The sequence below is a fragment of the Polynucleobacter sp. GWA2_45_21 genome (assembly GCF_001830325.1).
In the GTDB taxonomy this organism is placed as follows: domain Bacteria; phylum Pseudomonadota; class Gammaproteobacteria; order Burkholderiales; family Burkholderiaceae; genus Polynucleobacter.
Map to the genome: position 1 here is coordinate 135,711 of NZ_MHZG01000001.1, position 25,815 is coordinate 161,525.

Here is a 25,815-nt window from a genome sequence, read left to right on the forward strand (position 1 = left end):
TCTCCTAGAACCCGTAAGTGACGCCATTAGGCGTAAAAGTGGCACGCGCCCTCCGGGCAGAGTGACATTGCATATTTACGGCTACAGGATTAAGAGTGATATGGGTATGAGCCAATTCAACATGAACTGCAAATGCTGTGCCATCACCACCCAAACCCTGGGGACCGATACCCAACTTATTGACTGCGGCCGTTAACTCTTGCTCTAACTTAGCCCCCTCTTCATCGCTACAGATGCTACCCAAAGGTCTAGTAGCTGCCCTCTTAGCCATCGCAACACATTGTTCAGATGTGCCGCCAATACCAACTCCAACAATAGTTGGGGGGCAAGTTTTGCCTCCAGCAGAAACAACGCTCTCAATCACAAAAGCTTTAACGCCATTAATTCCATCAGCAGGAATGGCCATCTTTAAAAAGGAATTATTTTCTGAGCCGCTTCCTTTTGGGACCATCTCAATTTCAAGCATTTGGTCATCATCACAAAAATCAATGCTAATTGCTGGCATATCAATACCGCAAGAAGTGTGATTATTTTTTCTCGTAATGGGGTGAACTACTGAAGAGCGCAATGGGTATTCAGTGGTTGCACGCTCACAGCCTTTTCTAATAGCTGCCTTAAGCTCCATGCCGTCAAACTGAACATTGCGACCAATCTTTACTTTGTAAATAGGCAAGCCAGTATCTTGGCAGAGAAGGTTATCCTCGCGCTCAGCTACTGAAATATTAGTGATCATGGTTTTTAAGACAACCTGAGCACGTGCATCTGTCTCACCTTGATTTAAACGCTCGATACCAGCCTTCACATCATCTGGCAGAACTTTTAATGCTCGGATATAAAGCTCCTTACAAGCTTCTTCAACTACTTTCATTTGTAACTGCATCACATTGCCCAATCAGTTTGCTAAATACAAAAATAGAAGGCCACAAGCTATACCAAATAAGATAGCTGCTTGCGTCCAAGCCTTACGCAGGCCGCGCCACGGACCAAACTCAATCATGAGCAATCGAATTCCGCCGACCAAATGAATGGCCAGCAAAATAACGAGGGCCCATTCACCAAATTTGAAGACCCAAAAATCGGTTAACCCCAGATAGCGCTCAAAGCCACTAGCTCCGCGCAAAGACTGAGAAAGCATTAAGAAATGCAAAGGAATAAAACAGGCTAATAGCAAGCCAGAGAAACGATGGCATACATAAGCAAAATAAGAGAGATGACTTTTTGCGCGTAAATCGAGTTTTGGCCTAGACCTCATGGAGCACCTCCGGTATAGATGCCAATAACCGCTGCAGTTCCCAGAGTAATAATGAGAGCTCCTAGAATCCAAGATAGCGCCTTGGAAACCAATCCCTTGCAACATGTTTCTTCGAGAATATTAGCCAAGCCAATAGGTGCATGCACAAAGCAGGCCAAGACAAAAATCTCATAAAAAATAGCAAACGCAATATTGCCCTGGGTGCGCCCCAAGATCTCTTCAGCAGTTAGGCCGCCGCGTATTGCGTAGAAAATAATGACGAGATGAATGCTGACACAGAGCCCCAAAATCATGGCGCTAATTCTTTGTGCATACCAAAGCTTCGCCTGCAATACCCCCTGGCTCATAACTTACCCCATTTGCTGCCACGAACAGCAGCTCGGGCCACTAGCTTCTTAAGACCAGCAATGCTGGCTGTAGGCTCCAGCTTCTTCGGGCAGCGCTCAGTACAAGACCCTTGCGTGTGGCATGCATGACAACCTTCATCGCCCGCAACTGCACGCAGACGATCCAATTGCTGTACATCACGTACGTCATTTGTTAGCGTCCACGCACGATTCAAAGCTGCAGGACCAAGATAGTTAGGACGTTTTTCAACCACCTCACAAGAGGAATAGCAGACTCCACAACCAATACACTCAATACCGGCATTTGCCAATTGGCGCTCGGTTGACTCTGGCTCTACTCTTGCAAAATCATCATGACGGGTTTTATCACCCTTAAAGAAGCCAACAGCGCCTTTCCACTTATTAAAGAACTCACGCATATCGGTAGCGAGATCTTTAATTACAGGAAGATTATTTAATGGTGCAATCTCTAATGAATCACCCTCAACAATTTGAGAGACATGGGTGCGGCAAGTCCAACGAGCAACACCGTTAACGGTCATAGCGCAAGAGCCACACATACCAACTCGACAAGCAAAGCGATAGCTAAGAGTTGGGTCTAACTTTCGCTGAATGTAGGTCACCACATCCAAAACCGTTTGATTTGGATTGCGTGGCACTAAATACTCAACAAACTCACCTTCTTGAGCACCGCGCCAGACTTTTACCTTGAGATCTGAATTTGGCATGGATTCATTATATCGATAGATAATAAAAAATAAATCGAATATAATTTTCTTTGAGATAAAGAATAATTTTATATAAATATTGCCATGTCTAGCATTCGGATACTAAAAAACTTTCTAGCAATAACAAGGCACAAGAGTGTCGCGGCTGCAGCTAAAGAAATTGGGCTCACGGCTGCAGCAGCAGGCCAGCAACTTGCGCAATTGGAGTCTGAGCTTGGCGTAGAGCTATTTGATAGAACCAAGCGCTCTCTTAGCCTAAATCACCAGGGTAGATCGTTAATAGAGCCAATTCAAGATATTGTTGCGCGGTATGAGGCCTTGGGTTCTGAATTGAAGTCCGAGCTCAGCGGAACTATTGTTTTGGGCGCTCTTGTTTCAACCTTGATGGGGGCCTTCGGCAGCACTCTCAATAAACTTAAGCAGACCTATCCCAGTCTTGAGGTAAAGCTAATAGCAGGTCTATCCAGCAACTTTTTAGATCAAGTACTTGAAGGGAGTTTAGATGCAGCGATTGTTACTGAGTCCCCATATGCGTTACCGCAAAACATTCAGTGGACGGAGTTGTACACCGAACCCATGGTCTTGATTTACCCTACAGTTAAAAACGCAAAAGGCTCTGATCCTAAAAATATCGCACATGACTTACCGTTTATTCGCTTTGAGAGAAACACTTGGACGGGTCATCTTGTAGATCAAACTATTCGATCTAGTAAGTTAAACGTTAAAGAGGGCATGGAACTCAATTCAGTTGAGGCCATTATTGAGCTAGTACGCCAAGGGCTTGGTTACTCTATTGTTCCCAAGCTAGCCAATATCGCCTGGGAAAGCGACCGCCAACTCAAAATATCCGCACTACCCGGCAAAACAATTTACAGAAAAGTTGGTTTATTGGAAAAACGTAAACACTCCCGTCAAAACATGACTCAAGAAATAAAAAAGTACTTTTTAGAGCAAGTGGGTACAAAAGAAAAACCACCCCGCAGGGTGGTTTGAAAATAAATCTATGGAGGTAAAACTAAAGAATGAACAACAAGTTCATCGTATTCCTCCGGCCCCTCCCTCAATTTTTGGTTTGCCTACTTTAAGTGCGATATGCTTCAATTTGGTGCATTTAGCTCAAATAGCGCCATTTAGTAGAATGATTCTTATTTATTAACACTTAATGAAGGAGTGCCAATGGTGGCATCAAAGAAGGCGGGAATGCCCTCTCGCTTAATTGCAAGTCTTCTCACGGCTGCCCTAGCGCTTCCAGCTGCGGCACCAGTGGCATTTGCTCAAAATAGCAGCCAACAGCAAGCGGCAAAGCTTTCACAAGCACAATTAGAGGCCTTGGTAGCACCAATTGCCCTCTACCCGGATGCACTGGTTTCGCAAGTGTTGATGGCATCAACCTACCCTCTTGAAGTAGCTGAAGCATCTAATTGGATCAAATCCAATGCCAACTTAAAAGGCGATGCTCTGAATAAAGCATTGCTACAGCAAAATTGGGATGCTAGCGTCAAATCTTTAACGTCATTTCCACCAGTGCTGGAGATGATGGGATCCCAGTTGAGCTGGACACAGCAACTTGGTAATGCAGTATTGGCTCAGCAATCTGATGCCATGAGTGCGATTCAAGCATTGCGTGCCAAGGCGAAAAAAGCAGGCACATTAGAGTCAAACTCTCAGCAGACAGTGACCACACAAGGCAGCGGTAGTAGCCAGACCATCATTATTGAACCTGCGAACCCACAAGTTGTCTATGTTCCTACTTACAACCCAACCGTTGTTTATGGCGCATGGGCCTACCCAGCATACCCCCCATACGCATACTATCCACCTGGATACGTAGCAGGCACTGCCCTCCTCTCTTTTGGAGTTGGCATGGCAGTTGGAGCAGCACTTTGGGGTGGCTGCCATTGGGGAGGTGGTTATGGCGGTGGATCACTAACCGTCAATAACAATAACTTCAACAATTTCAATAAGAACACCAATAACAACTGGAACGGTAATCGCAATGGCGGCTCCAGCGACTGGAAACCAGACCAACAGCGCCGTAATGCAAACCTCGGTGGAGGTGCCGGTGGCGCGAACCGTAATGCAGAGCGAGATCAATTACGTCAGAATCTGCAGCGCGGAGATTTGAGTGGTAATCGTGCTGGCGATCGCGCAGGCAATACAGGCGGCGACCGTGGCGGCAATCGGTCAGGCGCTGACAGAACAGGTGGCGACCGTGGCGGCAATTTTGGTGGTGGTGATCGCAACGTCGGCGATCGATCCGGAGGTGGCGATCGATTTGGTGGTGGCGGTGGCTTTGGCGATACACGCGGCGCTCGCTTTGATGGTGGTGGCGATCACTTTGGCGGCGGCCATGGCGGCTTTGGTGGTGGCGGTTTCCGCGGCCGTCGCTAATTACCCTCACACATCTACATTGATATATACAAATTTGATTAAAGGAATAAACATGAAGAAATTTTTATTTGCCGCTACCCTAAGCCTCGGATTGGCAACTGGTATACAAGTAGCCAATGCAACGACTACTGATGAGTTATTGCAATATTGCAAAGGCGAAGGAAGCACGAATGTCACTTGCCAAATTTATGGTCAAGCTGTTTATGACACCTATCTCGCAACTCGTAATCCAAAAACTGCTCCTAGCAAAATTTGTGTCAAGCAGCCTGCACCATCTCGCATACAAGTAGTTGATGAGTATATTGCTTGGGCCAATGCAAACCCAGCCAATGGGCCAAAACCAGCAGCAGAAACAATGTTGAAGTTTTTAGAGGGCGTATTCCCTTGCGGAAAGTAATGCACTACATCTCACTACTCAATCAGATGATTACGTAACAAAAAGCCACCTTCAGGTGGCTTTTTTATTTCTTCAACCGTTCGAAGGTCCTTGAAATAATTAGTGATTTTCTTTTGCGTGATTGATTGAGTATTTTGGAATTTCAATCACCAAGTCTTCGCGGGCAACAATCGCCTGGCAAGACAATCGAGACTGAGGATTGAGTCCCCACGCACGATCCAATAAGTCTTCTTCATTCTCATCGGGCTCATTAAGACTCTGATAACCCTCTTTCACAATGACGTGGCAAGTAGTGCAAGCACAAACCATATCGCAGGCATGCTCAATCGGAATATTATTTTCTAGCAGTGCTTCACAAATAGAAGTGCCGGGAGTTACCTCAACTACAGCACCCTCTGGGCAATATTCACTATGGGGTAGAACAACAATCTGAGTCATCTTGGTAATTTTCTTTGATTAAATTTCTGCAACGTTCTTGCCAGCTAAGGCCTTCTGAATACTTGAGTTCATGCGCTTTTGAGCAAAATCATCGGTAGCTTTTGCTGCATGATCCACAGCCTTTCTGAGAACATCGCTATCGGCCTCTTCTGTAAGAATCTTTTGCAAAGTGGCCATCTCATGATCTACTGCAGCCTGCTCTTGAGGATTTAATAACCCACGATCAGAATTCAATGCAGTTTGAACAGCATCCAATAGTCGCTGTGCATTTACTTGTTCTTCACGCAAAGATCTCGCTAAAAGATCTACTTTGGCAGAAGCAAAACCGTCTTGCAGCATGCGAGCAATCTCAGCATCCGTCAAACCATAAGAGGGCTTAATATCAATCGAGGCTTGAACACCTGAGCCCTGCTCTGTTGCGCTCACTGAAAGCAAGCCATCGGCATCTACCTGGAATGTGACCCGAATACGGGCAGCACCAGCAGCCATAGGCGGAATGCCACGTAACTCAAACTTACCTAAAGAGCGGCAATCTTGCGCCAACTCACGCTCACCCTGCACTACTTGAATAGCTAAGGCTGTTTGACCATCTTTAAATGTCGTGAAATCCTGGGCACGCGCTACCGGAATTGGCGTGTTACGTGGAATAATTTTTTCTACCAAGCCACCCATAGTTTCAATACCAAGGGAAAGTGGGATAACATCCAATAAGAGCCACTCATCATCTTTACTTTGATTGCCGGCAAGCAGGTCTGCTTGCATAGCAGCACCTAGGGCAACAACTTGATCTGGATTGAGATTGTTTAAAGGCTTAGTACCAAAGAGTTCGCCAACAGCACGCTGGACATGGGGCATGCGAGTTGCGCCGCCCACCATCACCACGCCCTTAACCTCATCCGCCTTGAGGCCTGCATCACGCAAGGCCTTCTTTACAGCAACTAAAGTTTTATTGATGAGGTTCTGAGTGATCTCAAAGAACTGAGCTTGGCTGATGCCCACATTAACCACTGTGCCATCGGCAAGCGTTTCGTGAACGCGAGCTAAAGGGTTGTGACTCAATTGCTCTTTTGCATGCTTACAAGAGAGCAAGAGCTTGCGATGATCCTGAATTGAGAGCGGTGGAAGTTTGGCTTGCTCAATCACCCAGCAATATAGGCGATGATCAAAATCATCACCACCCAAAGCGGAATCACCGCCAGTCGAGAGCACTTCAAATACCCCCCTGCTCATGCGCAGGATAGAGATATCAAATGTGCCACCACCTAAGTCATACACAGCGTAGATACCTTCAGAGGCATTATCTAGACCATAGGCAATGGCAGCAGCAGTAGGCTCATTGAGTAAGCGCAATACTTCAATTCCAGCCAACTTAGCAGCATCTTTAGTGGCTTGTCGTTGCGCATCATCAAAATAGGCTGGAACAGTTATGACTGCACCAACGATGTCATCATTAACCGAGTCTTCTGCTAGCTGGCGTAAACGCGCCAAAATTTCTGCAGACACTTCAATAGGACTCTTGTCGCCAGCCACTGTTCGTAGCTTCAACATGCCAGGCTCATCTACAAAGTCGTAAGGAGTGCTTTCAATGTTTTCTACATCGACGATACCGCGACCCATAAAACGTTTGACAGAAACAATCGTATTCTTCGGATCAGAAACAATGCTTTCAATAGCTTCAAAACCAGCTTGCGTTCTCCCATTGGGAAGATAGCGCACAACTGAGGGGAGCAATTCTCGGCCCTCTGAATCTGGGAGCACCTTAGGCAAGGCATCTCGCACAATTGCCACTAGGGAGTTGGTTGTACCCAGATCAATACCCACCGCAATTCGACGTTGATGCGGTGCGAGTGATTTACCAGGTTCGGAGATTTGTAATAAGGCCATGGGGACTAGAGTGTAAAGCTATACCAAGACTGAGATAGCATCATCTAGCTCAAGTGCAAACTTATCAATAAAGAGCAGACCCCTAAGTAACTCAGCGGCACGCTCATAGTTCTTTGCCCCATCAATAGCCTGGGTAATTTCTGCCAGGGTGTCACGCTTGGATTGATCGACTTCTTCTGCCAATGCCTCGAGCGCCCCAAGATCCTCATCTTGATCTTCAAGACTCTCGCGCCATTCCATTTGCTTCATGAGAAAAGCCGCAGGCATAGCGGTATTGGTTTCTAAACGGGCATCTACCCCATGGAGCTGGCAAAGATAGAGGCCACGCTGAATGGGATTTTTGAGGGTCTGAAAAGCGGTATTCGCTAAGGTGGCCATTTGCATGGCGAGTCGTTGCTCAGTATCACTACCCCGAGCATGCCGATCCGGATGCACCTCTTTTTGAATTGCTAGATAAGCCTGATCTAATGCAGACAAATCCAAATTGAATTTCTGCTCTACACCAAAGAAACGAAAGTAATCGTCAGACGCGGAAGGATTCACCACAACCACACTCATCTTTTACGTTTGGATTCTGGAACTTAAAACCTTCATTCAAACCTTCGCGAACAAAATCCAATTCGGTGCCATCTAAATAGGCCAAGCTCTTAGGATCAACAAAGATGGTGATGCCATTGGATTCAAACTGAGTATCCTCGGGCGCAGCCTCATCCACATATTCCAGTTGATAGGCCAAGCCAGAACAGCCAGTAGTACGAACACCTAAGCGTAAACCGCAACCTTTTCCACGCTTATCTAGATTGCGCTGAACATGTTTCGCTGCTTTGTCGGTTAAGGTAATTGCCATGATGAAAGCCTCTTTATCTTTACTTGGCTGGGTGCTTATCTTTGTAATCAGCCACTGCGGCCTTGATGGCGTCTTCAGCCAAAATTGAGCAATGGATTTTTACTGGTGGCAATGCCAACTCTTCAGCAATTAAAGAGTTCTTAATCTCTAAGGCTTGATCCAAGGTTTTACCCTTAACCCACTCAGTTACCAAAGAAGAAGAGGCAATTGCAGAACCACAACCGTAAGTCTTGAACTTGGCATCTTCAATCACGCCTTGATCATTTACACGGATTTGTAATTTCATAACGTCGCCACAGGCTGGCGCACCAACCATGCCAGTACCCACTTGGTCGTCGCCCTTTTCAAAGGAGCCGACGTTACGGGGATTTTCATAATGATCGATTACTTTGTCGCTATATGCCATGGTATTTCCTCGTTATTTCTTTTGTCTTTTATCTTGTTTAAATAATCCATCTTGCTTAATGCGCGGCCCACTGAATGGTGCTGAGATCAATACCATCCTTAAACATTTCCCAAAGTGGTGAGAGCTCGCGCAACTTAGCAATCTTCTCTTTAACTAGCTTGATAGTGAAATCCACTTCCTCTTCGGTAGTAAAGCGCCCTAAAGTAAATCGGATTGAGCTATGGGCCAATTCATCATTACGACCCAGTGCGCGCAATACATAAGAAGGTTCTAAAGATGCCGAAGTACATGCAGATCCAGATGAGATAGCTAAATCTTTCAATGCCATCAACATAGATTCGCCTTCAACATAGTTAAAACTAATATTGAGGTTATGCGGAACACGATCATCCATGTCACCATTGACGTAAACTTCTTCGATATCTTTCAAGCCAGTCAATAAGCGATCGCGCAATGCACGGATACGCGCATTTTCTTCAACCATTTCAATGCGGGCAATGCGGAAAGCTTCACCCATGCCAACGATTTGATGAACTGCTAGGGTGCCAGAACGCATGCCACGCTCATGACCGCCACCATGAATTTGCGCCTCAATACGAATACGAGGCTTACGACGGACAAACAATGCGCCAATACCTTTTGGACCATAAGTCTTATGAGCAGAGAAACTCATTAAATCGACTTTGATCTTTTCTAAATCAATTTCTACTTTTCCAGTGGCTTGTGCTGCATCCACATGGAAAATCACGCCGCGGGAACGACACAATTCACCAATTTTCGGGATATCTTGCACAACGCCAATCTCGTTATTCACATACATCACTGATGCCAAGATCGTTCCAGGCTTCATTGCTGCTTCAAGCTGAGCGAAATCAATTAAACCATCTGGCAAAACATCGAGATAAGTTACTTCAAAACCTTCGCGCTCGAGCTCGCGACAAGTATCCAAGGTAGCCTTGTGCTCAGTCTTCACAGTGATGATGTGATTGCCGCGCTCTTTATAAAAATGGGCAGCACCTTTGAGTGCCAAGTTAATACTTTCAGTAGCGCCGCTAGTAAACACAATCTCTCTTGGATCTGCATGAACTAACTGGGCAACTTCTGAACGCGCCCACTCAACTGCCTCCTCCGCAGCCCAGCCGTAGGCGTGACTACGAGATGCTGCATTACCAAACTGCTCGCGCAAGTACGGCAACATCTTGTCCACAACACGCGGGTCAATCGGCGTAGTAGCTGAGTAATCCATGTACACCGGAAAGTGTTTAGGGCTAAACATCGGTACTGGTTGCTGAGGAATGTCTTGTGGTGCGTTCATTTTTTACTTATCGATTAATAGGCTAAGAAGCTAATCTCTTAACTTTGCTGAGCCAGGTTAAAAACAGAATTCACGAGAGGTCGCTTTGGAGCGGCTTCTTTTGTTGCTGCAACTGCCGATGCCGGCTTTTCAGCCTTGACACTTTCAGTCTTGATTTTCTTGGGGCGCAAATCATGCAATACGATTCCACGTCCTGATTGCTGCTGCACTAAATCACGCAAAGAGACTGAGCTGAGATACTCCACCATCTTGGCATTGAGGTTTGACCACAGATCATGAGTCATACAGCGGCCATGATTCTCTTCATCGTTATGGCAACTACCTTTACCGCCACATTGGGTTGCATCCAATGGCTCGTCCACAGCCACAATGATGTCGGCTACGCTAATTTCCTCTGACTTGCGGGCTAGGGTGTAACCACCGCCAGGGCCACGAGTGCTCTCAACAATATTGAAACGGCGTAATTTGCCAAACAACTGCTCTAAGTAAGACAGGGAAATCTTTTGTCTTTGGCTAATTCCAGCCAAAGTTACAGGCCCGTGCGTCTCGCGCAGGGCTAAATCAATCATTGCGGTTACTGCAAAACGGCCTTTGGTTGTAAGTCTCATATGTCACCTTGGTAATGGATTGTTATGGACAGCTAACAGTCGGGCGGGTAATACCCGACCATTCCACTCAACTTTAACATATACCCCACTAATCTGCTCGGGATTAAAACAGCCCTAAATAGCATCCCTGGAGCGTGCGCCAAAAGCCATCTCCTTAACCTTAGTAAGGCGATCACGGGTAGCTGCAGCCTTTTCAAACTCTAGATTCTTGGCCTCAGAGTTCATTTGCTTCTCCAAACGCTTGATTTCGCCCGCCAGATCCTTCTCGCTCATGTCCTCATAGCGAGCCCGCTCCTGTTCCACCTGCATCTCAGAGCGCTTCTCCTGGACGTCATAGACCCCATCAATAATGTCTTTAATGCGCTTTTGGACGCCCCGCGGCTCAATTCCATTCGCCTTATTAAAGGCAATTTGCTTAGTTCGGCGGCGCTCGGTCTCCCCCATCGCCCGCTTCATGGAGTCAGTAATCCTGTCAGCGTACAGAATGGCCTTACCTTTAATGTTTCGAGCCGCCCTACCGATTGTTTGAATCAAACTCCGCTCGGAACGTAAGAAACCTTCTTTATCTGCATCCAAAATTGCGACGAGTGAGACCTCAGGAATATCCAAGCCCTCGCGCAATAAATTAATGCCCACCAAAACATCGAAGACACCTAAGCGTAAGTCGCGCAAAATTTCTACGCGCTCTACAGTGTCAATATCTGAATGTACATAGCGCACTTTCACACCGTTGTCAGATAAGTAATCAGTTAACTGCTCAGCCATGCGTTTTGTGAGTACTGTTACCAACACCCGCTCATGTACTTTGACACGCTCATGAATCTGACTGAGTAAATCATCTACCTGCGAACTTGCAGGTAAGACTTCGATTTCTGGATCGACTAGTCCTGTTGGTCTAGCTACTTGCTCCACCACTTGTCCAGTATGCGTATTTTCATAGTCAGCAGGTGTTGCCGAAACAAATACCGTCTGACGCATCTTCGTTTCAAACTCTGTGAACTTCAGTGGTCGGTTATCCATTGCTGACGGTAAGCGGAAACCAAACTCCACCAAAGTGTGCTTGCGAGACTTGTCCCCGTTGTACATCGCATTGAGCTGTCCAATCAGGACATGGCTCTCATCTAAGAACATCAAGGCATCATTTGGGAGATAGTCGACCAAGGTGGGCGGTGCCTCGCCAGGCATAGCCCCTGAGAGATGGCGGGAGTAGTTCTCAATACCCTTGCAGAATCCCAATTCGTTCAGCATCTCCAAATCAAAGCGAGTGCGCTGCTCTAAACGTTGTGCCTCAACCAACTTTCCATCTTTAACAAATTCATCCAGGCGTGTACGTAATTCCGTCTTGATTGTTTCAATTGCTTTTAAAACAGTATCGCGCGGAGTGACGTAGTGCGAGCTTGGATAAACAGTGAAACGTGGAATCTTCTGACGAATTTTTCCAGTAAGAGGATCAAAGAATTGCAAACTCTCAATGACATCATCAAAGAGCTCAACGCGCACAGCTAATTCATTATGCTCAGCAGGGAAGATATCAATCGTGTCACCTCTCACCCGGAACACTCCGCGCTTGAAATCCGTTTCATTGCGGTCGTACTGCATTGCAATTAAACGCATCAAAATATCGCGCTGACTCATCTTATCGCCTGGGCGCAAGGTCATCACCATGCTGTGATAGTCGCCGGGATTGCCAATGCCGTAAATTGCAGAGACAGTTGCTACGATGATGACATCACGTCGCTCTAACAAACTCTTAGTAGCAGACAATCGCATTTGCTCGATGTGCTCATTGATTGATGAATCTTTTTCAATAAACAAATCACGTGTGGGTACGTAAGCCTCTGGCTGGTAGTAATCGTAGTAACTAACGAAGTACTCCACCGCATTTTTGGGGAAAAACTCCCGAAACTCACTATAAAGCTGGGCAGCCAAGGTCTTATTAGGGGCAAAAATGATGGCGGGACGGCCTGTTCTAGCGATCACATTAGCCATCGTGAAGGTTTTGCCAGAACCAGTGACTCCCAAAAGGGTCTGGAAGGTCAATCCATCCTCAATTCCGGCCACTAGAGCATCAATTGCGGCCGGCTGATCACCAGCAGGCGGAAATGGCTGATAAAGCTGAAACGGCGAATCTGGGAAGGAAACGAACTTGACTGGATCCAGGTCGTGACCTACCTCACCCAAAGGATCGGCCATAGGGCTTTTCTTGCTTTCTGCGACTTTGGAATTTGAGGAACTTTTAGGCAACTTAGGGGGCATCTCAGCTATCATTTCACCTGTGAGTTTTAGTTCACAGCGAATTTTGTACAAACATTGATTTTGCCGTTTTTATTTGGAAATAGTTGAATCTAGCCTCAAAAACAGCCATTTAAAGTAAATTTAACTGAATTTAACGTCAATTAACCCTGAAATACCTACTTTAAACACTTTCACCACACATTTTTGACCCTCAAATGAACCTTTTTACTTCAGTCCAACTAGCCCCTAAAGACCCTATTTTTGGCCTCACAGAAGCCTATGTCGCCGATCAACGTGCTGACAAGGTCAACCTAGGCGTTGGCGTCTATTACACCGACGAAGGCAAGGTACCTCTTTTGAAGGCGGTAATTAAGGCTGAAGAAGCAATTGTTGCGAAGCACTCCCCACGGAGCTACATTCCAATCGAAGGTCCTAACCCATACAACAGCGCAGTACAAAACCTATTATTCGGCGCTGACTCTTCCCTAATTAAAGATGGTCGCGTTGTAACAGCAGAATGTCTGGGTGGTACTGGTGCGTTACGCGTTGGTGCCGACTTTATCAAGCGCCTCAATTTGAATGCACCTTGCGCCATTAGCAACCCTACTTGGGAAAACCACCGCGGTATTTTTGAATCCGCAGGATTTGAAGTGCTTGAGTACACCTACTTCGACGGTAAAACTCGTGGTGTTGATTTTGATGGCATGGTGAAATCTTTAGAGTCTTTTCCAAAGTTCACCACTGTCTTGTTGCATGCTTGCTGCCACAACCCAACTGGCGCTGATATTACCGAATCTCAATGGCGTCAAGTCATTGATATTTGCAAAGCAAAGCAACTCATTCCATTTTTAGATATGGCTTACCAAGGCTTTGCCGCTGGTATCGAGCAAGACGGTATCGCAGTGCGCTTATTCGCTGAATCCGGCATGTCTTTTTTTGTCTCAAGCTCTTTCTCCAAATCATTCTCACTCTATGGTGAACGAGTAGGTGCTTTATCTATCGTGACCCAAAGCAAAGATGAGTCTACTCGCGTACTTTCTCAACTGAAGCGCGTGATTCGTACAAACTATTCCAATCCACCTACACATGGCGCTGCGATTGCAGCTGCAGTTCTCAATTCACCAGAACTCAGAAAGCTCTGGGAAGATGAGTTGGCTGAAATGCGCGAACGTATTAAAGCAATGCGTCAGGGGCTTGTACAAAAATTGGCCGCTGCTGGCGTAAAGCAGGATTTTGCTTTTATTGAAGCTCAGCGCGGTATGTTTTCTTACTCAGGATTAACTGCTGAGCAAGTAGAGCGTTTACAAAAGGAAGATGGCATTTATGCCCTCTCCACAGGTCGTATTTGTGTGGCTGCCCTCAATACTAAAAATATTGATAAGGTGGCCAAAGCAATCGCCCGCGTATTGGCGTAACAACGCGTAATAAGCGGTTACACTGAATTACCAGGAGGCATCATGCTATATCAGTTACATGAATTTCAAAAAGCTTTACTTCAACCAGTAAGCTCATGGGCTCGAGCAGCATCTGAGGCATTTATCAATGCCTCTAACCCTGCTTCAAAAGTTCCAGGGTCTGATCGTTTGGCTGCCAGTTATGAACTTTTATATCGCCTAGGTAAAAATTACAAAAAACCAGAGTTTGGTATTCGTGCAGTGCAGGCTCATGGTCGCGAAGTCGCCATTCATGAAAGAACAGTTTTAGCTAAACCCTTTTGCAATCTGATTCGCTTCAAGCGCTTCTCCGATGATCTTGATGTCATCAAGAAACTCAAAGAGGATCCAGCGGTATTGGTTGTTGCTCCACTATCCGGGCATCACTCCACATTGCTGCGTGACACTGTTCGCACCCTTTTGCAAGACCATAAGGTGTACATCACCGACTGGATTGATGCACGCATTGTTCCTGCAGATGCTGGCGATTTTGGTCTAGATGACTATGTTCACTATGTACAAGACTTCATCCGCACTATCGGTGCCGAGAACTTACATGTGATCTCCGTTTGCCAACCAACAGTGCCTACACTAGGTGCAATTTCCCTGATGGCTTCCGCTGGTGAAAAGACCCCTGCCTCCATGATCATGATGGGTGGCCCAATTGATGCGCGTAAGTCACCAACTGCGGTGAATAACTTGGCTGACCAAAAGTCCTATGACTGGTTTGAAAGTCATGTAATTTACAAAGTGCCGCCAAGCTACCCAGGCGCTGGCCGCAAAGTGTATCCAGGCTTCCTGCAACACACTGGCTTTATTGCCATGAATCCCCAGAACCACTTGCAGTCGCATTGGGATTACTTCCAGAACTTAGTACGTGGCGATGAGCAAGATGCTGAAGCTCACATTCGCTTCTATGATGAGTACAACGCAGTGCTTGATATGGACGCGAAGTTCTACTTGGACACCATTAAAACTGTGTTCCAAGACTACTCATTACCAAACGGTACTTGGGAAGTTGCTGGCGATCTAGTGAAACCACAAGATATTAAGCAAACTGCCCTCCTCACCGTTGAAGGTGAATTGGATGACATCTCTGGTAGCGGACAAACCCGTTCAGCACACGCCTTGTGCGCTGGGATTCCGAAGGCTGATAAAGACCATTATGAAGTTGCGGGCGCTGGCCACTACGGTATCTTCTCTGGCCGTCGTTGGCGCGAGAAAGTGTATCCAAAGATTAAGTCGTTTATTCGTGAGCACCAAGGTGTTCAGAAGAAAACAAAAGCTAGACCCCCAAAACTGGGTACTAAGAAAGCTGCATAAATCAGCGGCGCGACTTTCGGGTCGCGCTTCTAGTTTTAGGGCTCGTAACTTGCAATGAACATCAAGCAGACGAAAGAACTTGCCGATCGTCTCGAGGATATCCTTCCTCAAACTCAATGTACTAAATGCAGCTACCCAGACTGCAGAGCCTACGCAGAAGCAATGGCGACAGGTGAGGCGCTGCCTAATCGTTGCCCACCTGGAGGCGTAGAGGGCATCCAGAGGCTTAGCGCCATCCTGAAACCTATCTTTCCTCAGGATGCATTTGAGCTTCACCCCAGAATCGACCCTGAATGCGGCATCGAGCGCCCTAGACCGGTTGCTTTTATTGACCCTAAGACTTGTATCGGCTGCACCTTGTGTATTCAAGCATGTCCTGTGGATGCCATTGTTGGCGCCTCTAAGCAAATGCATGTAGTCTTAAGTGAATGGTGTACTGGTTGTGATCTCTGCATACCACCCTGCCCTGTAGATTGCATCTCCATGATTGATGTTACTGATGAGAAAACTGGCTGGGAAGCCTGGTCACCAGAATTAGCAGGGCTAGCACGAGCGCGATATGAAGCTCGCGATCTACGATTAGATCGCGAGCAACGCGACAATGATGAACGGCTAGCAAAGAAAGCGGCTGCGAAATTACAAGCAGTCAATGCAGAAAATCCAGAATCAGAAGAGGCGCTAAAAGAGCAAGAGAGAAAGCGCGCCATTATTGCCGCCGCCATTGCGAGAGCACAGCAAAAGAAATGATGAATCTTGAAAAGCGTCAGACCTTCTTTGAATTGCTCAGGGAAAATAATCCTCACCCAGAGACTGAACTGGAATACAGCTCCCCATTTGAACTACTCATTGCAGTACTGTTATCCGCACAAGCAACCGATGTTTCAGTAAACAAAGGCACTCGCAAGTTATTTAAGATTGCAAACACCCCACAAGCCCTTCTTGACCTGGGAGAAGAAGGTGTTAAGCCCTTCATTCAACATATTGGATTGTTTAATTCTAAAGGCAGGCATATTCAAGAGACTTGCCGACTGCTCATAGATAAACATGGTGGTGAAGTACCCCAAAATCGTGAGGAGTTAGAAGCGCTTCCAGGTGTCGGTAGAAAAACTGCGAACGTCATTCTCAATACCGCCTTTGGTCAACCCACTATGGCAGTCGATACTCATATCTTTAGAGTATCCAATCGGACAGGATTGGCGCCCGGTAAAGATGTTGTAAAGGTTGAAGAGCAGCTACTGAAGCGTGTACCAAAGGAGTTTTTGATGGATGCGCACCATTGGCTTATTCTGCATGGTAGGTATACCTGCAAGGCGCGCAACCCTGATTGCGAGCAATGTATTGTTGAACCACTCTGCAGCTTCAAACAAAAAACTGGGAAAGGAAAAGTTCGTGGCAATATTTAACCCCACTCGTGAAGAAGTGCGTCGTTTTTTTTGTGACACTTGGAAAAAGAAAACCGAGGATCAAATCCTGACGCCAATGGAAATGATTGCTAGCGACTGGATGGTAGAACACCCGGAATATCATGCAGTGTTGGCGGACCCAGAAGGTGCGGTTGCGCAAGACTACACACCAGAACGCGGTGAGACCAACCCCTTCTTGCACCTTTCAATGCACCTGTCGATTAGCGAGCAAATATCCATTGATCAACCGCCAGGAATAAAAGAGATTTTCGAAAACCTGACTATGAAACTAAGTTCCAAGCATGAGGCACAGCACGCCATGATGGAATGTCTTGGTCAGGTTATGTGGGAAGCGCAGAGAGAAGGCCAACCTTTAAGCCCCGAGAAATATTTAGAGGCATTAAAGAAGCTAAATTAGCCGGCAAGCCTTATCAATGCCGCTTAACAAACATCCTTTTACTCAACACTACCGTTGATACCACCAGAAACGCAAAGATCATATTCATCAAGGTTAGTCGATCGCCCAGGATAAGACTGGCTGCAATTAGCGTACAAAAAGGTTGGACCAGTTGCACTTGACTCACTCTAGCAATCCCACCAATAGCGAGACCTCCATACCAAAAGAAAAAACCGAGATACATCGGAAATAAGCCGAGATAACAGAAGCTCATCCAAGTAAAAGAGCTGGCACTCCAATAAGTAGCATCAAATGAGAAATACGTTGCCACCAAATTCACCGGCAATGAAATAACTAAGGCCCAGGAAATCACTTGCGGCGGGCTCATCTTGCGAGATAACTCACCACCCTCCACATAGCCAACACAGGCACAAATACCGCCAAGCACCAAGAGGGCATCAATATAGGTGAAACTCCCGGAGTTTTTAAGAAGCGCATAAACCACAACCAATCCCGCGCCCAATATTGAAACTAGCCAAAATCCGAGAGATGGTCGCTCTTTAAAACGAATAACGCCGATCACAGTAGTTGCTAAGGGCATCATTCCTAAAATCACTGCACCATGGGCTGATGAGCCCTCTTCCATTGCGATTGTTGTCAAAATTGGAAATCCAAATATCACCCCCAAGGCGATAACCACCAACTTCACCAGATCAGACTTAGTGGGAAGCGACGCTTTTGTATATAAGAGATAAGCCAATGCAAATAGACCAGCTAAGAGAGCTCTTCCGAACGCAATGAAATAGGGATTAAAGCTGACTAGAACAATCTTCGTAACAGGCAGTGTGAGGCTAAAAATTAATATGCCAACAAAGCCAATCAGCATTCCCTTGGTTTCTTTATTCACCGTCACCCTTGGGGAAAAATAATGCTAAGCAGTTTTTATGAGAGCGCAGCGATAGCGGCTTTGATTGAAGCAGGCAATTGATCAGCAAGCTGTTTTCGCTCTGCGATCTTATTGACGGGGGCCTCTTGGATTCTTTGCGACCAAGCTGACCCTGGAAAGAATGCATCGTCCTTGTATCTCGGAATGACATGCCAATGTATATGCGGAACCATATTTCCGAGCGCGGCTATGTTGAGCTTATCTGGGTGCATTACATGACGCACCGCCTCCTCCACCGCAAATACCAAGGCCATGAGATGCTCTCGCTCACCATAACTCAGGTCAGTCATTTCTGCGACATGGCGATTCCAGATCACGCGGCAAAAACCCGGCAGGTCGGGATCATTTACAAGGATAATGCGACAGTCATCACCGCGCCAAATCAACTGGCCTTCTTCTGGCTTGAGTTCGTCTTTACAAAGTACGCAATTAGTCATGTGAAGAATGTAAACGAAAACGGCACCTAAGTCACCCTTATGGGGTTATTTAGGTGCCGCGGCAGTATTGGTGTGCTACTGCTTACTACATACTACTTAGGGATTTCTTAGTGGAACTGCTCTTCTTCTGTAGAACCAGTCAATGCTGTTACTGAAGACTTGCCACCTTGAATCACAGTAGTAACATCGTCGAAGTAACCAGTGCCAACTTCTTGCTGATGGGATACGAATGTGTAACCACGATCACGAGCAGCAAATTCTGGCTCTTGTACTTTCTCGATGTAAGCAGTCATACCGCGCTGCATGTAGTCTTGCGCCAAGTCGAACATGTTGTACCACATAGAGTGAATACCAGCCAATGTGATGAACTGATACTTGTAGCCCATTGCACCTAATTCGCGTTGGAACTTCGCAATCGTTGCGTCATCCAAGTTCTTCTTCCAGTTGAAAGATGGTGAGCAGTTGTAAGCCAACATCTTGCCTGGGAATTTCGCACGAATTGCTTCAGCGAACTGACGAGCAAAGTCCAAATCAGGCGTACCTGTTTCACACCAAACCATATCAGCGTATGCAGCGTATGCCAAACCACGGGAGATTGCTTGATCCAAGCCCTTACGTGTTTTGTAGAAACCTTCAGCCGTGCGCTCACCTGTCAAGAATGGCTTGTCATTTGCATCGTAATCAGATGTCAACAAGTCAGCAGCTTCAGCATCAGTACGAGCCAAGATAATGGTTGGAACACCCATTACGTCAGCGGCCAAACGTGCAGAGATCAATTTCTGAACAGATTCAGTAGTAGGTAACAATACTTTGCCACCTAAGTGACCGCACTTCTTAACAGAAGAGAGTTGATCTTCGAAGTGAACACCAGCAGCACCCTGCTTAATTAATGCCTTGCTCAATTCAAATGCATTCAATACACCACCGAAACCAGCTTCCGCATCAGCAACGATTGGAGCAAAATATTCAATATAACCAGCATCGCCTTTATTGATGCCTTTAGCGGTTTGAATTTCATCAGCACGTTGGAATGAGTTGTTAATGCGCTCAACCATCTTTGGAACTGAGTCAACTGGGTATAAAGATTGGTCTGGGTACATCGCTGCGTATGAGTTACCGTCAGCAGCAACTTGCCAACCTGACAAGTAGATAGCCTGAACGCCAGCCTTAACCTGTTGCATTGCTTGACCACCAGTTAAAGCACCTAAGCAGTTAACGTAAGCTTCGTTGTTAACCAATTCCCAGAGACGCTCTGCGCCATGCTTTGCCAATGTGTGCTCAATCTTCAATGAACCACGTAAACGTACAACGTCCTCGGCTGTGTAGCCACGAGTAATACCCTTCCAACGTGGATTGGTATCCCAGTCTTTTTGTAGTGCTGCGATTTCTGCTTTGCGATCTGTCATGTTTTTCTCCCTAAGTTAAACAAGTACTTCAAATATTTGGACATTCAAGTCTTATGTCTTATATAAGAGTTTAAGTATCTAGGAAAAGCATGCAAGAACTATTTCAGCATTTATTGAAAATAATTAGTCCAATAAATTCAATAAGTTGAATTTAATATTTCGCAATATGAAATCATTCACCAAGGGGTGATAGAAACCCCAGACTGAGATGTTGCACTGCATTTTGCGTATGGTAATGTCTTTTCACATTATGAAAAGTTAGAGGATCGTTTACGCAGTTTTGGGGGTGCTGATGCTCGCAACCTTAAATCCAGTCAAAATAATCATCAACTGAAGGACTGCCACACCTATAAATAAGAACCTTGGCAAGCCGATGTCCAAGAAGATCCCGAAGATTAATGGACTCATCGCTGCACCGAGATCAATGCCGGAATAGACGATGCCATACACCCTGCCCGATGAGCCGGAAGGTGTCGCTGAGCGAATCATCAAATCCCGTGATGGGGCAGCGATGCCCAATCCAAGGCCAATCACAATAAAAGAAATCACAATCAATTCAATTGGCACCAATCCGGTAGCCAACAAAAGACCCATCGCGATATTCACCGTGAAGCAGATCGTAATAATGCGTTCGGGCACTTTTAATTTACTAGCCAGATAGCCGCCTAAAAGCATTCCTCCAGCACCGCCCATAGACATCAGAGTGAGATAGTAATTTCCAGAGCTGACGGCAATGTCATAGATTTTAAAAAGTGCTGTTGGTGCAAATGATTGCAAGCCAGTAGTTGCAGCCATGCTAAAGAAAAAGAAAATCCAACAAAGCCAAACTACAGGCAACCTCAGAAAGCCAAAGGTACTCATCGGACCGCCGCCAGGATTACTTTGGGCATGGCTTGCCTTTGATTCTTCTTGCCTCGCATGAACATCATCAATTAAGCGTGCCCGTCCTAGCCACAGGGTTAGCAGTATCAAAGCCTCAAGCAATGCTGCAGATAAAAAGGCGATACGCCAATCAGCAATGCTAGCTACCGCCACCATAAATGCTGGGGCTGCAGCCCAGCCGATATAACCAGCTACCCCGTGAATGGAATAGGCATAAGGCAAATTGGGTGGTGAAATTTTGTGATTGATTAGCGTGTAATCAACAGGATGAAATATCCCATTACCGCATCCTGCAATTACCGCACCCAGCACCAGCATGGCATAACCATTGCTCTGTGAATAAGTGAGCGCAGCCAATGCAAGCAAACCCACTCCAGCAAACAATACAGGTCGAGCCCCAATGCGATCGACTAAAAATCCAGATGCCGCTTGAACAATGCAGGAAACCACAAAGAAAATGGTCATAAGCAGACCTAGCTCTGCATAGTTAAAGCCAAACTCCGCCTTCAACCATGGGAACATGGGTGGCAGAATTAAATGGAAGAAATGGGAGCTGCCGTGAGCCAGGCTAATAAGACCAACAACCCGGACATCACTGGCGCGCCTCATTACTAGGGCATCAGTCATGTACCGAGTTTACTGGCACAGGAATATTCCTGCTGAAATACAGCGGTGTTACTTGCTAAAGCTGAAATCGCCGTTCTTATCGACACCCACAGGAACCGTATCCTTAGGGCCAAACTTGCCTTCCAAGATCATCTTGGATACTGGGTTCTCGATATATTGCTGAATTGCACGCTTCAGTGGTCTGGCTCCAAATATTGGATCAAAACCGACCTCTGCAATCTTGCTTAGAGCAGCATCACTCACTTCCATCTGCATATCGACCTTTGCCAGACGATCCGACAAATTCTTCAGCAAGATCTTCGCGATATTCGCAATATTGTCTTTATCCAAACCATGGAACACGACGATTTCATCAATACGATTGAGGAACTCAGGACGGAAGTGATTCTTCAACTCTTCGAATACCGCATCCTTGATTTCAGATTGCTTCTTATCTGTCATCGATTGAATGAGATGTGAGCCGATATTGCTAGTCATCACAATCACGGTGTTCTTGAAGTCCACAGTACGACCTTGACCATCGGTTAAGCGACCATCGTCCAATACTTGCAAGAGTACGTTGAAGACATCTGGATGCGCTTTTTCAATCTCATCAAACAAGATCACGCTATACGGATGGCGACGCACTTGCTCGGTTAGGTAACCACCCTCTTCGTAACCCACATAACCCGGAGGCGCACCGATTAAACGAGCAACGCTGTGCTTCTCCATAAACTCACTCATGTCGATACGGATGAGATGATCTTCACTATCAAACAAGAAGCCGGCCAAGGCTTTGCAGAGCTCAGTCTTACCAACGCCAGTAGGCCCTAAGAATAAGAATGAACCATAGGGACGATTCTCTTCGGCAAGACCAGCGCGGGAGCGACGAATCGCATCAGATACCGCACGAATAGCCTCTTCTTGACCAACCACGCGCTTATGTAAGAGCTCTTCCATCTTGAGTAGCTTATCGCGCTCACCTTGCATCATCTTCGACACTGGAATGCCGGTTGCACGTGACACGACCTCTGCAATCTCTTCTGCACCTACTTGGGTCCGCAAGAGCTTATTCTTCACTACGCCATCTTTATCGCCTTTGGCTTCAGCAGCGGCTGCAGATTTGAGCTTTGCTTCGAGCTCAGGCAACTTGCCATATTGCAATTCAGCAACTTGCTCCAACTTACCATCGCGTTGTAACTTGGCAATGTCGGCGCGGACTTTTTCAATCTCTTCTTTGAGATGGGCGGCGCCCAGCACGGCACCTTTTTCTGCTTTCCAGATTTCTTCTAGATCAGCATACTCAGCACCTAAGCGTTTGATCTCATCTTCGATCAAACCCAAACGCTTTTGCGAAGCCTCATCTTTTTCTTTCTTGACAGCTTCACGCTCAATCTTGAGCTGAATGAGGCGACGCTCCAGCTTATCCATCACCTCAGGCTTGGAATCAATCTCCATCCGAATACGTGAACCGGCCTCGTCAATCAAATCGATAGCTTTATCCGGTAAGAAGCGATCCGTAATATAGCGGTGTGACAACTCGGCTGCCGCCACAATAGCGGGATCGGTGATCTCAATGCCGTGGTGAAGCTCATAACGCTCTTGCAAACCACGCAAGATCGCAATGGTCGCCTCAACGCTAGGCTCTTCCACCATCACCTTTTGGAAACGACGCTCGAGTGCTGGATCTTTCTCAATGTATTTGCGATACTCATCTAAGGTGGTTGCACCAATGCAATGCAACTCGCCACGCGCTAAGGCAGGCTTGAGCATATTGCCGGCATCCATTGCGCCATCACCTTTACCAGCGCCAACCATGGTATGAATTTCATCAATAAAGATGATGGTTTGACCTTCGTCTTTAGCTACATCGCTCAGAACAGCCTTAAGGCGTTCTTCGAATTCACCGCGGTACTTAGCACCAGCCAATAGCAATGCCATATCCAGCACGAGGACGCGCTTATTCTTGAGAGTTTCAGGAACTTCGCCATTAATAATGCGTTGAGCTAAGCCCTCAACGATGGCAGTTTTACCAACGCCCGGCTCACCAATCAACACCGGGTTATTTTTACCGCGGCGTTGCAAGATCTGTATGGTGCGACGAATCTCATCATCACGACCAATCACAGGATCAAGCTTGCCCATACGAGCACGCTCAGTTAAATCGACGGTGTATTTCTTTAAGGCCTCACGTTGACCTTCAGCATCTGCACTATTCACTGATTCTCCTCCGCGCACTAAATCAATAGCCGCTTCTAACGATTTACGATTTAAACCATTCTCACGAGCAATCTTCCCGAGCTCACCTTTGTCATCGGCCACCACCAGCAAAAACAATTCACCGGCAATAAATTGATCATTGCGCTTGTTAGCCTCTTTTTCACAGAGGTTGAGCCAGTTACTTAAATCACGGCCAACCTGCACTTCGCCACTAGTGCCCTGCACTTCAGGCAGGTTACTAATGAGTTTTTCGGTAGCTTTCTCAAGACCAGGAACGTTGACGCCTGCGCGGGTTAATAAACTCTTGGCACCGCCGTCTGAATCACGCAACATAGCCAACAATATATGGGCTGGCTCGATATATTGATTGTCTTTTGCCAAAGCAAGGCTTTGCGCCTCACTGAGTGCCTCTTGAAACTTAGTAGTTAATTTATCTATTCTCATTTTTCAATCCTATCTACTTCAACTATTTTTAATACATATCTATCTATAGAATATAGGGGCATTCTTCATAATTTCAAGTCTGTTTGACCTCTTTTTAAGCGAATTTACCCCTATTTTGACCTGGCTTGTTTACCTACTAGAGTGTTCTGATGGCAGCTATTACGCTGGGATTACGAACCGCCTAGAACATCGCTTGGCAGCCCATAATTCAGGGGAAGGCGCTCGCTATACAAGGGCTCGTAGACCAGTCACCCTTTTGGCGACCCAAGAGCACCCAGATCGATCTGAAGCCTCTAAGGCAGAGGCTAAATTAAAGAAGTTACCGAGATCAGAAAAGCTGGGCTTTTTTAAAACCTAGAATAGGGTTTCGGACACCCATCACCACACAGTAGCATGGGAGGGTAAAGGATTGCTATTTACCTTGATACTTCGCAATACTTGCCTTCAGATCGCTGTACTCCTCACAACCAAATAGGCAGGCCTTATCTAGCCTAGCCAACATAGCCTCAGCCCCAGGCAAATCCTTCTTCATCAACAGCAACTCACCGTAATATTCCAATGCAGATCTATGGCTTGGATCGATCTTGAGTGCTGCCTGGTAATACTTTTCAGAAGAAACCAAATCAGGTGGCTGCTTTTTGCGAAGACTGTATCCCATCAGGTTATTCCAATCCGCAGAATCGACATCATTGGCTGACTGCAACTGCTTCAATGCTTGGTCGTAATTGTTAGATTTGATGCTGGAGCGAGCATCGGTTAGCCAAGCAGGATCAGATTTAGTTGGAGCACTATCAGCAGCAACAGAAACAACCCATGGCGCTATTGCAATTGCTAAGGATGTAAGTATCTTGCTAAACACATTCCACTTCATTGCCTTCATCTTTTGGAGCCTTATATTGATTCTGCTTTTTGTAGGTAGTCGCCAAAACTGAAAATGGAATTTGGTCCCAGTGGAACATCTTCTACTTTCTTAAAGTGGGTTTTAACTACCCTCTGCACTTCGCCCTTAGACGGCTTGCTCACCTTCAATTCTGGATAAGAAAAAGTCTGACGCTCTGGCGCGGTTTTGGCATCGCTAAATCGTGGTACATAATCTTTAATAGCATCGGAGAGATTCATATTGGCCATGCAACTGAGCATGTAAGTCTCCAAGGATTGGTAGAGCTCACTTGCAATATCGCAAGCTTCAACCTTACGCTTTTTAATGTAATTCATGGCCAACACAACATCCTTAATAGTGACCATTCTAGGATCCTGTAAAAGCGTATAACCTCCGTTCCGACCCTTTGTGCCCTTGACAATTCCGGCGGCACGCAATGCGCTGAGCAAAAGCTCGATTCGGCTAATCGATAATTTTTGGCGCTGCGCCAACTCTAAGCCAGTAACCGGATGGATGCCAGTTGAATGGGTTGCTATGTCAACCAGAGTATTTAGTGCGGCTTTAACAGCGGTATTAACGTTCATGTTGAA

Annotated in this window: 28 protein-coding genes; 9 read left to right on the plus strand and 19 right to left on the minus strand. The window is 46.3% G+C overall.

Going from position 1 to position 25,815, the window contains the following annotated elements; translation table 11 throughout:
• Positions 1-4: 4 nt before the first annotated feature.
• Genes A2X74_RS00630 through A2X74_RS00645 form a run of 4 tightly spaced genes read right to left on the minus strand, consistent with a single transcriptional unit; the run spans position 5 to position 2,327 of the window.
• Complete coding sequence (locus A2X74_RS00630) at positions 5-880, minus strand: fumarate hydratase (protein ID WP_293627819.1); 876 nt, start codon at positions 878-880, stop codon at positions 5-7.
• Positions 881-892: 12 nt separating this feature from the next.
• Entirely contained in the window at positions 893-1,252 is a 360-nt protein-coding gene (sdhC, locus tag A2X74_RS00635) for a succinate dehydrogenase, cytochrome b556 subunit (protein WP_293627375.1), read from the minus strand.
• Positions 1,249-1,599, minus strand: a complete 351-nt coding sequence (locus tag A2X74_RS00640) for a succinate dehydrogenase (RefSeq protein WP_293627377.1) — start codon at positions 1,597-1,599, stop codon at positions 1,249-1,251. Before A2X74_RS00640 ends, sdhC begins: the two co-directional genes overlap by 4 nt.
• Positions 1,596-2,327, minus strand: coding sequence for a succinate dehydrogenase/fumarate reductase iron-sulfur subunit (locus A2X74_RS00645; protein WP_293627379.1), 732 nt, complete (start codon positions 2,325-2,327; stop codon positions 1,596-1,598). The genes A2X74_RS00640 and A2X74_RS00645 overlap by 4 nt, the downstream gene beginning before the upstream one ends.
• Before the next feature lie 84 nt (positions 2,328-2,411).
• Between A2X74_RS00645 and A2X74_RS00650 the strand changes: the two genes are divergently transcribed.
• The 3 genes from A2X74_RS00650 to A2X74_RS00660 all read left to right on the plus strand — a co-directional run bounded on the left by A2X74_RS00650 (position 2,412) and on the right by A2X74_RS00660 (position 5,115).
• Positions 2,412-3,320 carry a LysR family transcriptional regulator gene (locus A2X74_RS00650; protein WP_293627381.1) on the plus strand — a complete coding sequence of 303 codons (909 nt, stop codon included), beginning with the start codon at positions 2,412-2,414 and terminating at the stop codon, positions 3,318-3,320.
• Positions 3,321-3,503: 183 nt separating this feature from the next.
• Positions 3,504-4,718, plus strand: a complete 1,215-nt coding sequence (locus tag A2X74_RS00655) for a DUF3300 domain-containing protein (RefSeq protein WP_293627383.1) — start codon at positions 3,504-3,506, stop codon at positions 4,716-4,718.
• A gap of 52 nt (positions 4,719-4,770) precedes the next feature.
• On the plus strand, positions 4,771-5,115 hold the full coding sequence (locus A2X74_RS00660; RefSeq protein WP_293627385.1) for a Rap1a/Tai family immunity protein: 345 nt from the start codon (positions 4,771-4,773) through the stop codon (positions 5,113-5,115).
• Between the two features lie 99 nt (positions 5,116-5,214).
• Here the strand turns inward: A2X74_RS00660 and fdx are convergent, their stop codons facing one another.
• From fdx to uvrB, 8 genes are all read right to left on the minus strand, one after another.
• Positions 5,215-5,553, minus strand: a complete 339-nt coding sequence (fdx, locus tag A2X74_RS00665; protein ID WP_114653559.1) for an ISC system 2Fe-2S type ferredoxin — start codon at positions 5,551-5,553, stop codon at positions 5,215-5,217.
• 18 nt (positions 5,554-5,571) lie between these two features.
• Positions 5,572-7,437, minus strand: coding sequence for a Fe-S protein assembly chaperone HscA (hscA, locus tag A2X74_RS00670; RefSeq protein WP_293627388.1), 1,866 nt, complete (start codon positions 7,435-7,437; stop codon positions 5,572-5,574).
• An 18-nt stretch (positions 7,438-7,455) separates the two neighbouring features.
• Complete coding sequence (hscB, locus tag A2X74_RS00675) at positions 7,456-7,980, minus strand: Fe-S protein assembly co-chaperone HscB (protein WP_293627390.1); 525 nt, start codon at positions 7,978-7,980, stop codon at positions 7,456-7,458.
• The gene (gene iscA, locus A2X74_RS00680; RefSeq protein WP_015421521.1) at positions 7,961-8,284 is read right to left on the minus strand and encodes an iron-sulfur cluster assembly protein IscA; all 324 of its coding nucleotides are present in this window, start codon (positions 8,282-8,284) and stop codon (positions 7,961-7,963) included. Before iscA ends, hscB begins: the two co-directional genes overlap by 20 nt.
• 19 nt (positions 8,285-8,303) lie before the next feature.
• Positions 8,304-8,690, minus strand: coding sequence for a Fe-S cluster assembly scaffold IscU (iscU, locus tag A2X74_RS00685; protein WP_114653565.1), 387 nt, complete (start codon positions 8,688-8,690; stop codon positions 8,304-8,306).
• 55 nt (positions 8,691-8,745) lie between these two features.
• Positions 8,746-9,966, minus strand: coding sequence for an IscS subfamily cysteine desulfurase (locus A2X74_RS00690; RefSeq protein ID WP_293627821.1), 1,221 nt, complete (start codon positions 9,964-9,966; stop codon positions 8,746-8,748).
• Between the two features lie 77 nt (positions 9,967-10,043).
• Positions 10,044-10,613, minus strand: a complete 570-nt coding sequence (locus A2X74_RS00695) for a Fe-S cluster assembly transcription factor (RefSeq protein WP_293627396.1) — start codon at positions 10,611-10,613, stop codon at positions 10,044-10,046.
• 114 nt (positions 10,614-10,727) lie between these two features.
• Entirely contained in the window at positions 10,728-12,806 is a 2,079-nt protein-coding gene (gene uvrB, locus A2X74_RS00700) for an excinuclease ABC subunit UvrB (protein ID WP_293627398.1), read from the minus strand.
• 257 nt (positions 12,807-13,063) lie between these two features.
• Between uvrB and A2X74_RS00705 the strand changes: the two genes are divergently transcribed.
• Genes A2X74_RS00705 through A2X74_RS00725 form a run of 5 tightly spaced genes read left to right on the plus strand, consistent with a single transcriptional unit; the run spans position 13,064 to position 17,425 of the window.
• Complete coding sequence (locus A2X74_RS00705; protein WP_293627400.1) at positions 13,064-14,263, plus strand: amino acid aminotransferase; 1,200 nt, start codon at positions 13,064-13,066, stop codon at positions 14,261-14,263.
• A 42-nt stretch (positions 14,264-14,305) separates the two neighbouring features.
• Positions 14,306-15,604, plus strand: a complete 1,299-nt coding sequence (phaZ, locus tag A2X74_RS00710) for a polyhydroxyalkanoate depolymerase (RefSeq protein WP_293627402.1) — start codon at positions 14,306-14,308, stop codon at positions 15,602-15,604.
• Between the two features lie 54 nt (positions 15,605-15,658).
• Complete coding sequence (gene rsxB / locus A2X74_RS00715) at positions 15,659-16,351, plus strand: electron transport complex subunit RsxB (protein WP_293627404.1); 693 nt, start codon at positions 15,659-15,661, stop codon at positions 16,349-16,351.
• Entirely contained in the window at positions 16,351-17,007 is a 657-nt protein-coding gene (gene nth / locus A2X74_RS00720) for an endonuclease III (RefSeq protein ID WP_293627406.1), read from the plus strand. Before rsxB ends, nth begins: the two co-directional genes overlap by 1 nt.
• Entirely contained in the window at positions 17,000-17,425 is a 426-nt protein-coding gene (locus A2X74_RS00725; protein ID WP_293627823.1) for a DUF1841 family protein, read from the plus strand. Before nth ends, A2X74_RS00725 begins: the two co-directional genes overlap by 8 nt.
• Positions 17,426-17,438: 13 nt before the next feature.
• Here A2X74_RS00725 and A2X74_RS00730 read toward each other — a convergent pair whose 3' ends face one another.
• From A2X74_RS00730 to clpB, 5 genes are all read right to left on the minus strand, one after another.
• Complete coding sequence (locus tag A2X74_RS00730; protein ID WP_293627408.1) at positions 17,439-18,311, minus strand: DMT family transporter; 873 nt, start codon at positions 18,309-18,311, stop codon at positions 17,439-17,441.
• 35 nt (positions 18,312-18,346) lie between these two features.
• The gene (locus A2X74_RS00735) at positions 18,347-18,787 is read right to left on the minus strand and encodes an HIT family protein (protein ID WP_293627410.1); all 441 of its coding nucleotides are present in this window, start codon (positions 18,785-18,787) and stop codon (positions 18,347-18,349) included.
• A gap of 107 nt (positions 18,788-18,894) precedes the next feature.
• The gene (gene aceA, locus A2X74_RS00740; protein WP_293627412.1) at positions 18,895-20,193 is read right to left on the minus strand and encodes an isocitrate lyase; all 1,299 of its coding nucleotides are present in this window, start codon (positions 20,191-20,193) and stop codon (positions 18,895-18,897) included.
• Positions 20,194-20,463: 270 nt separating this feature from the next.
• Entirely contained in the window at positions 20,464-21,702 is a 1,239-nt protein-coding gene (locus A2X74_RS00745) for an MFS transporter (protein WP_293627414.1), read from the minus strand.
• A gap of 48 nt (positions 21,703-21,750) precedes the next feature.
• Positions 21,751-24,345, minus strand: a complete 2,595-nt coding sequence (gene clpB / locus A2X74_RS00750) for an ATP-dependent chaperone ClpB (RefSeq protein WP_293627416.1) — start codon at positions 24,343-24,345, stop codon at positions 21,751-21,753.
• A gap of 115 nt (positions 24,346-24,460) precedes the next feature.
• On the opposite strand from clpB, the gene A2X74_RS00755 reads away from it, so the two are divergent.
• Positions 24,461-24,703 (plus strand): GIY-YIG nuclease family protein, encoded by a 243-nt coding sequence (locus A2X74_RS00755; RefSeq protein WP_293599707.1) that lies wholly within the window; start codon positions 24,461-24,463, stop codon positions 24,701-24,703.
• 54 nt (positions 24,704-24,757) lie between these two features.
• Here the strand turns inward: A2X74_RS00755 and A2X74_RS00760 are convergent, their stop codons facing one another.
• Together A2X74_RS00760 and A2X74_RS00765 are read right to left on the minus strand one after the other, a co-directional pair.
• A complete protein-coding gene (locus tag A2X74_RS00760) occupies positions 24,758-25,225 on the minus strand; it encodes a tetratricopeptide repeat protein (RefSeq protein ID WP_293627418.1) in 468 nt (155 codons plus the stop codon).
• A gap of 11 nt (positions 25,226-25,236) precedes the next feature.
• Positions 25,237-25,809 carry an Rrf2 family transcriptional regulator gene (locus tag A2X74_RS00765; protein WP_293627420.1) on the minus strand — a complete coding sequence of 191 codons (573 nt, stop codon included), beginning with the start codon at positions 25,807-25,809 and terminating at the stop codon, positions 25,237-25,239.
• Positions 25,810-25,815 lie beyond the last annotated feature (6 nt).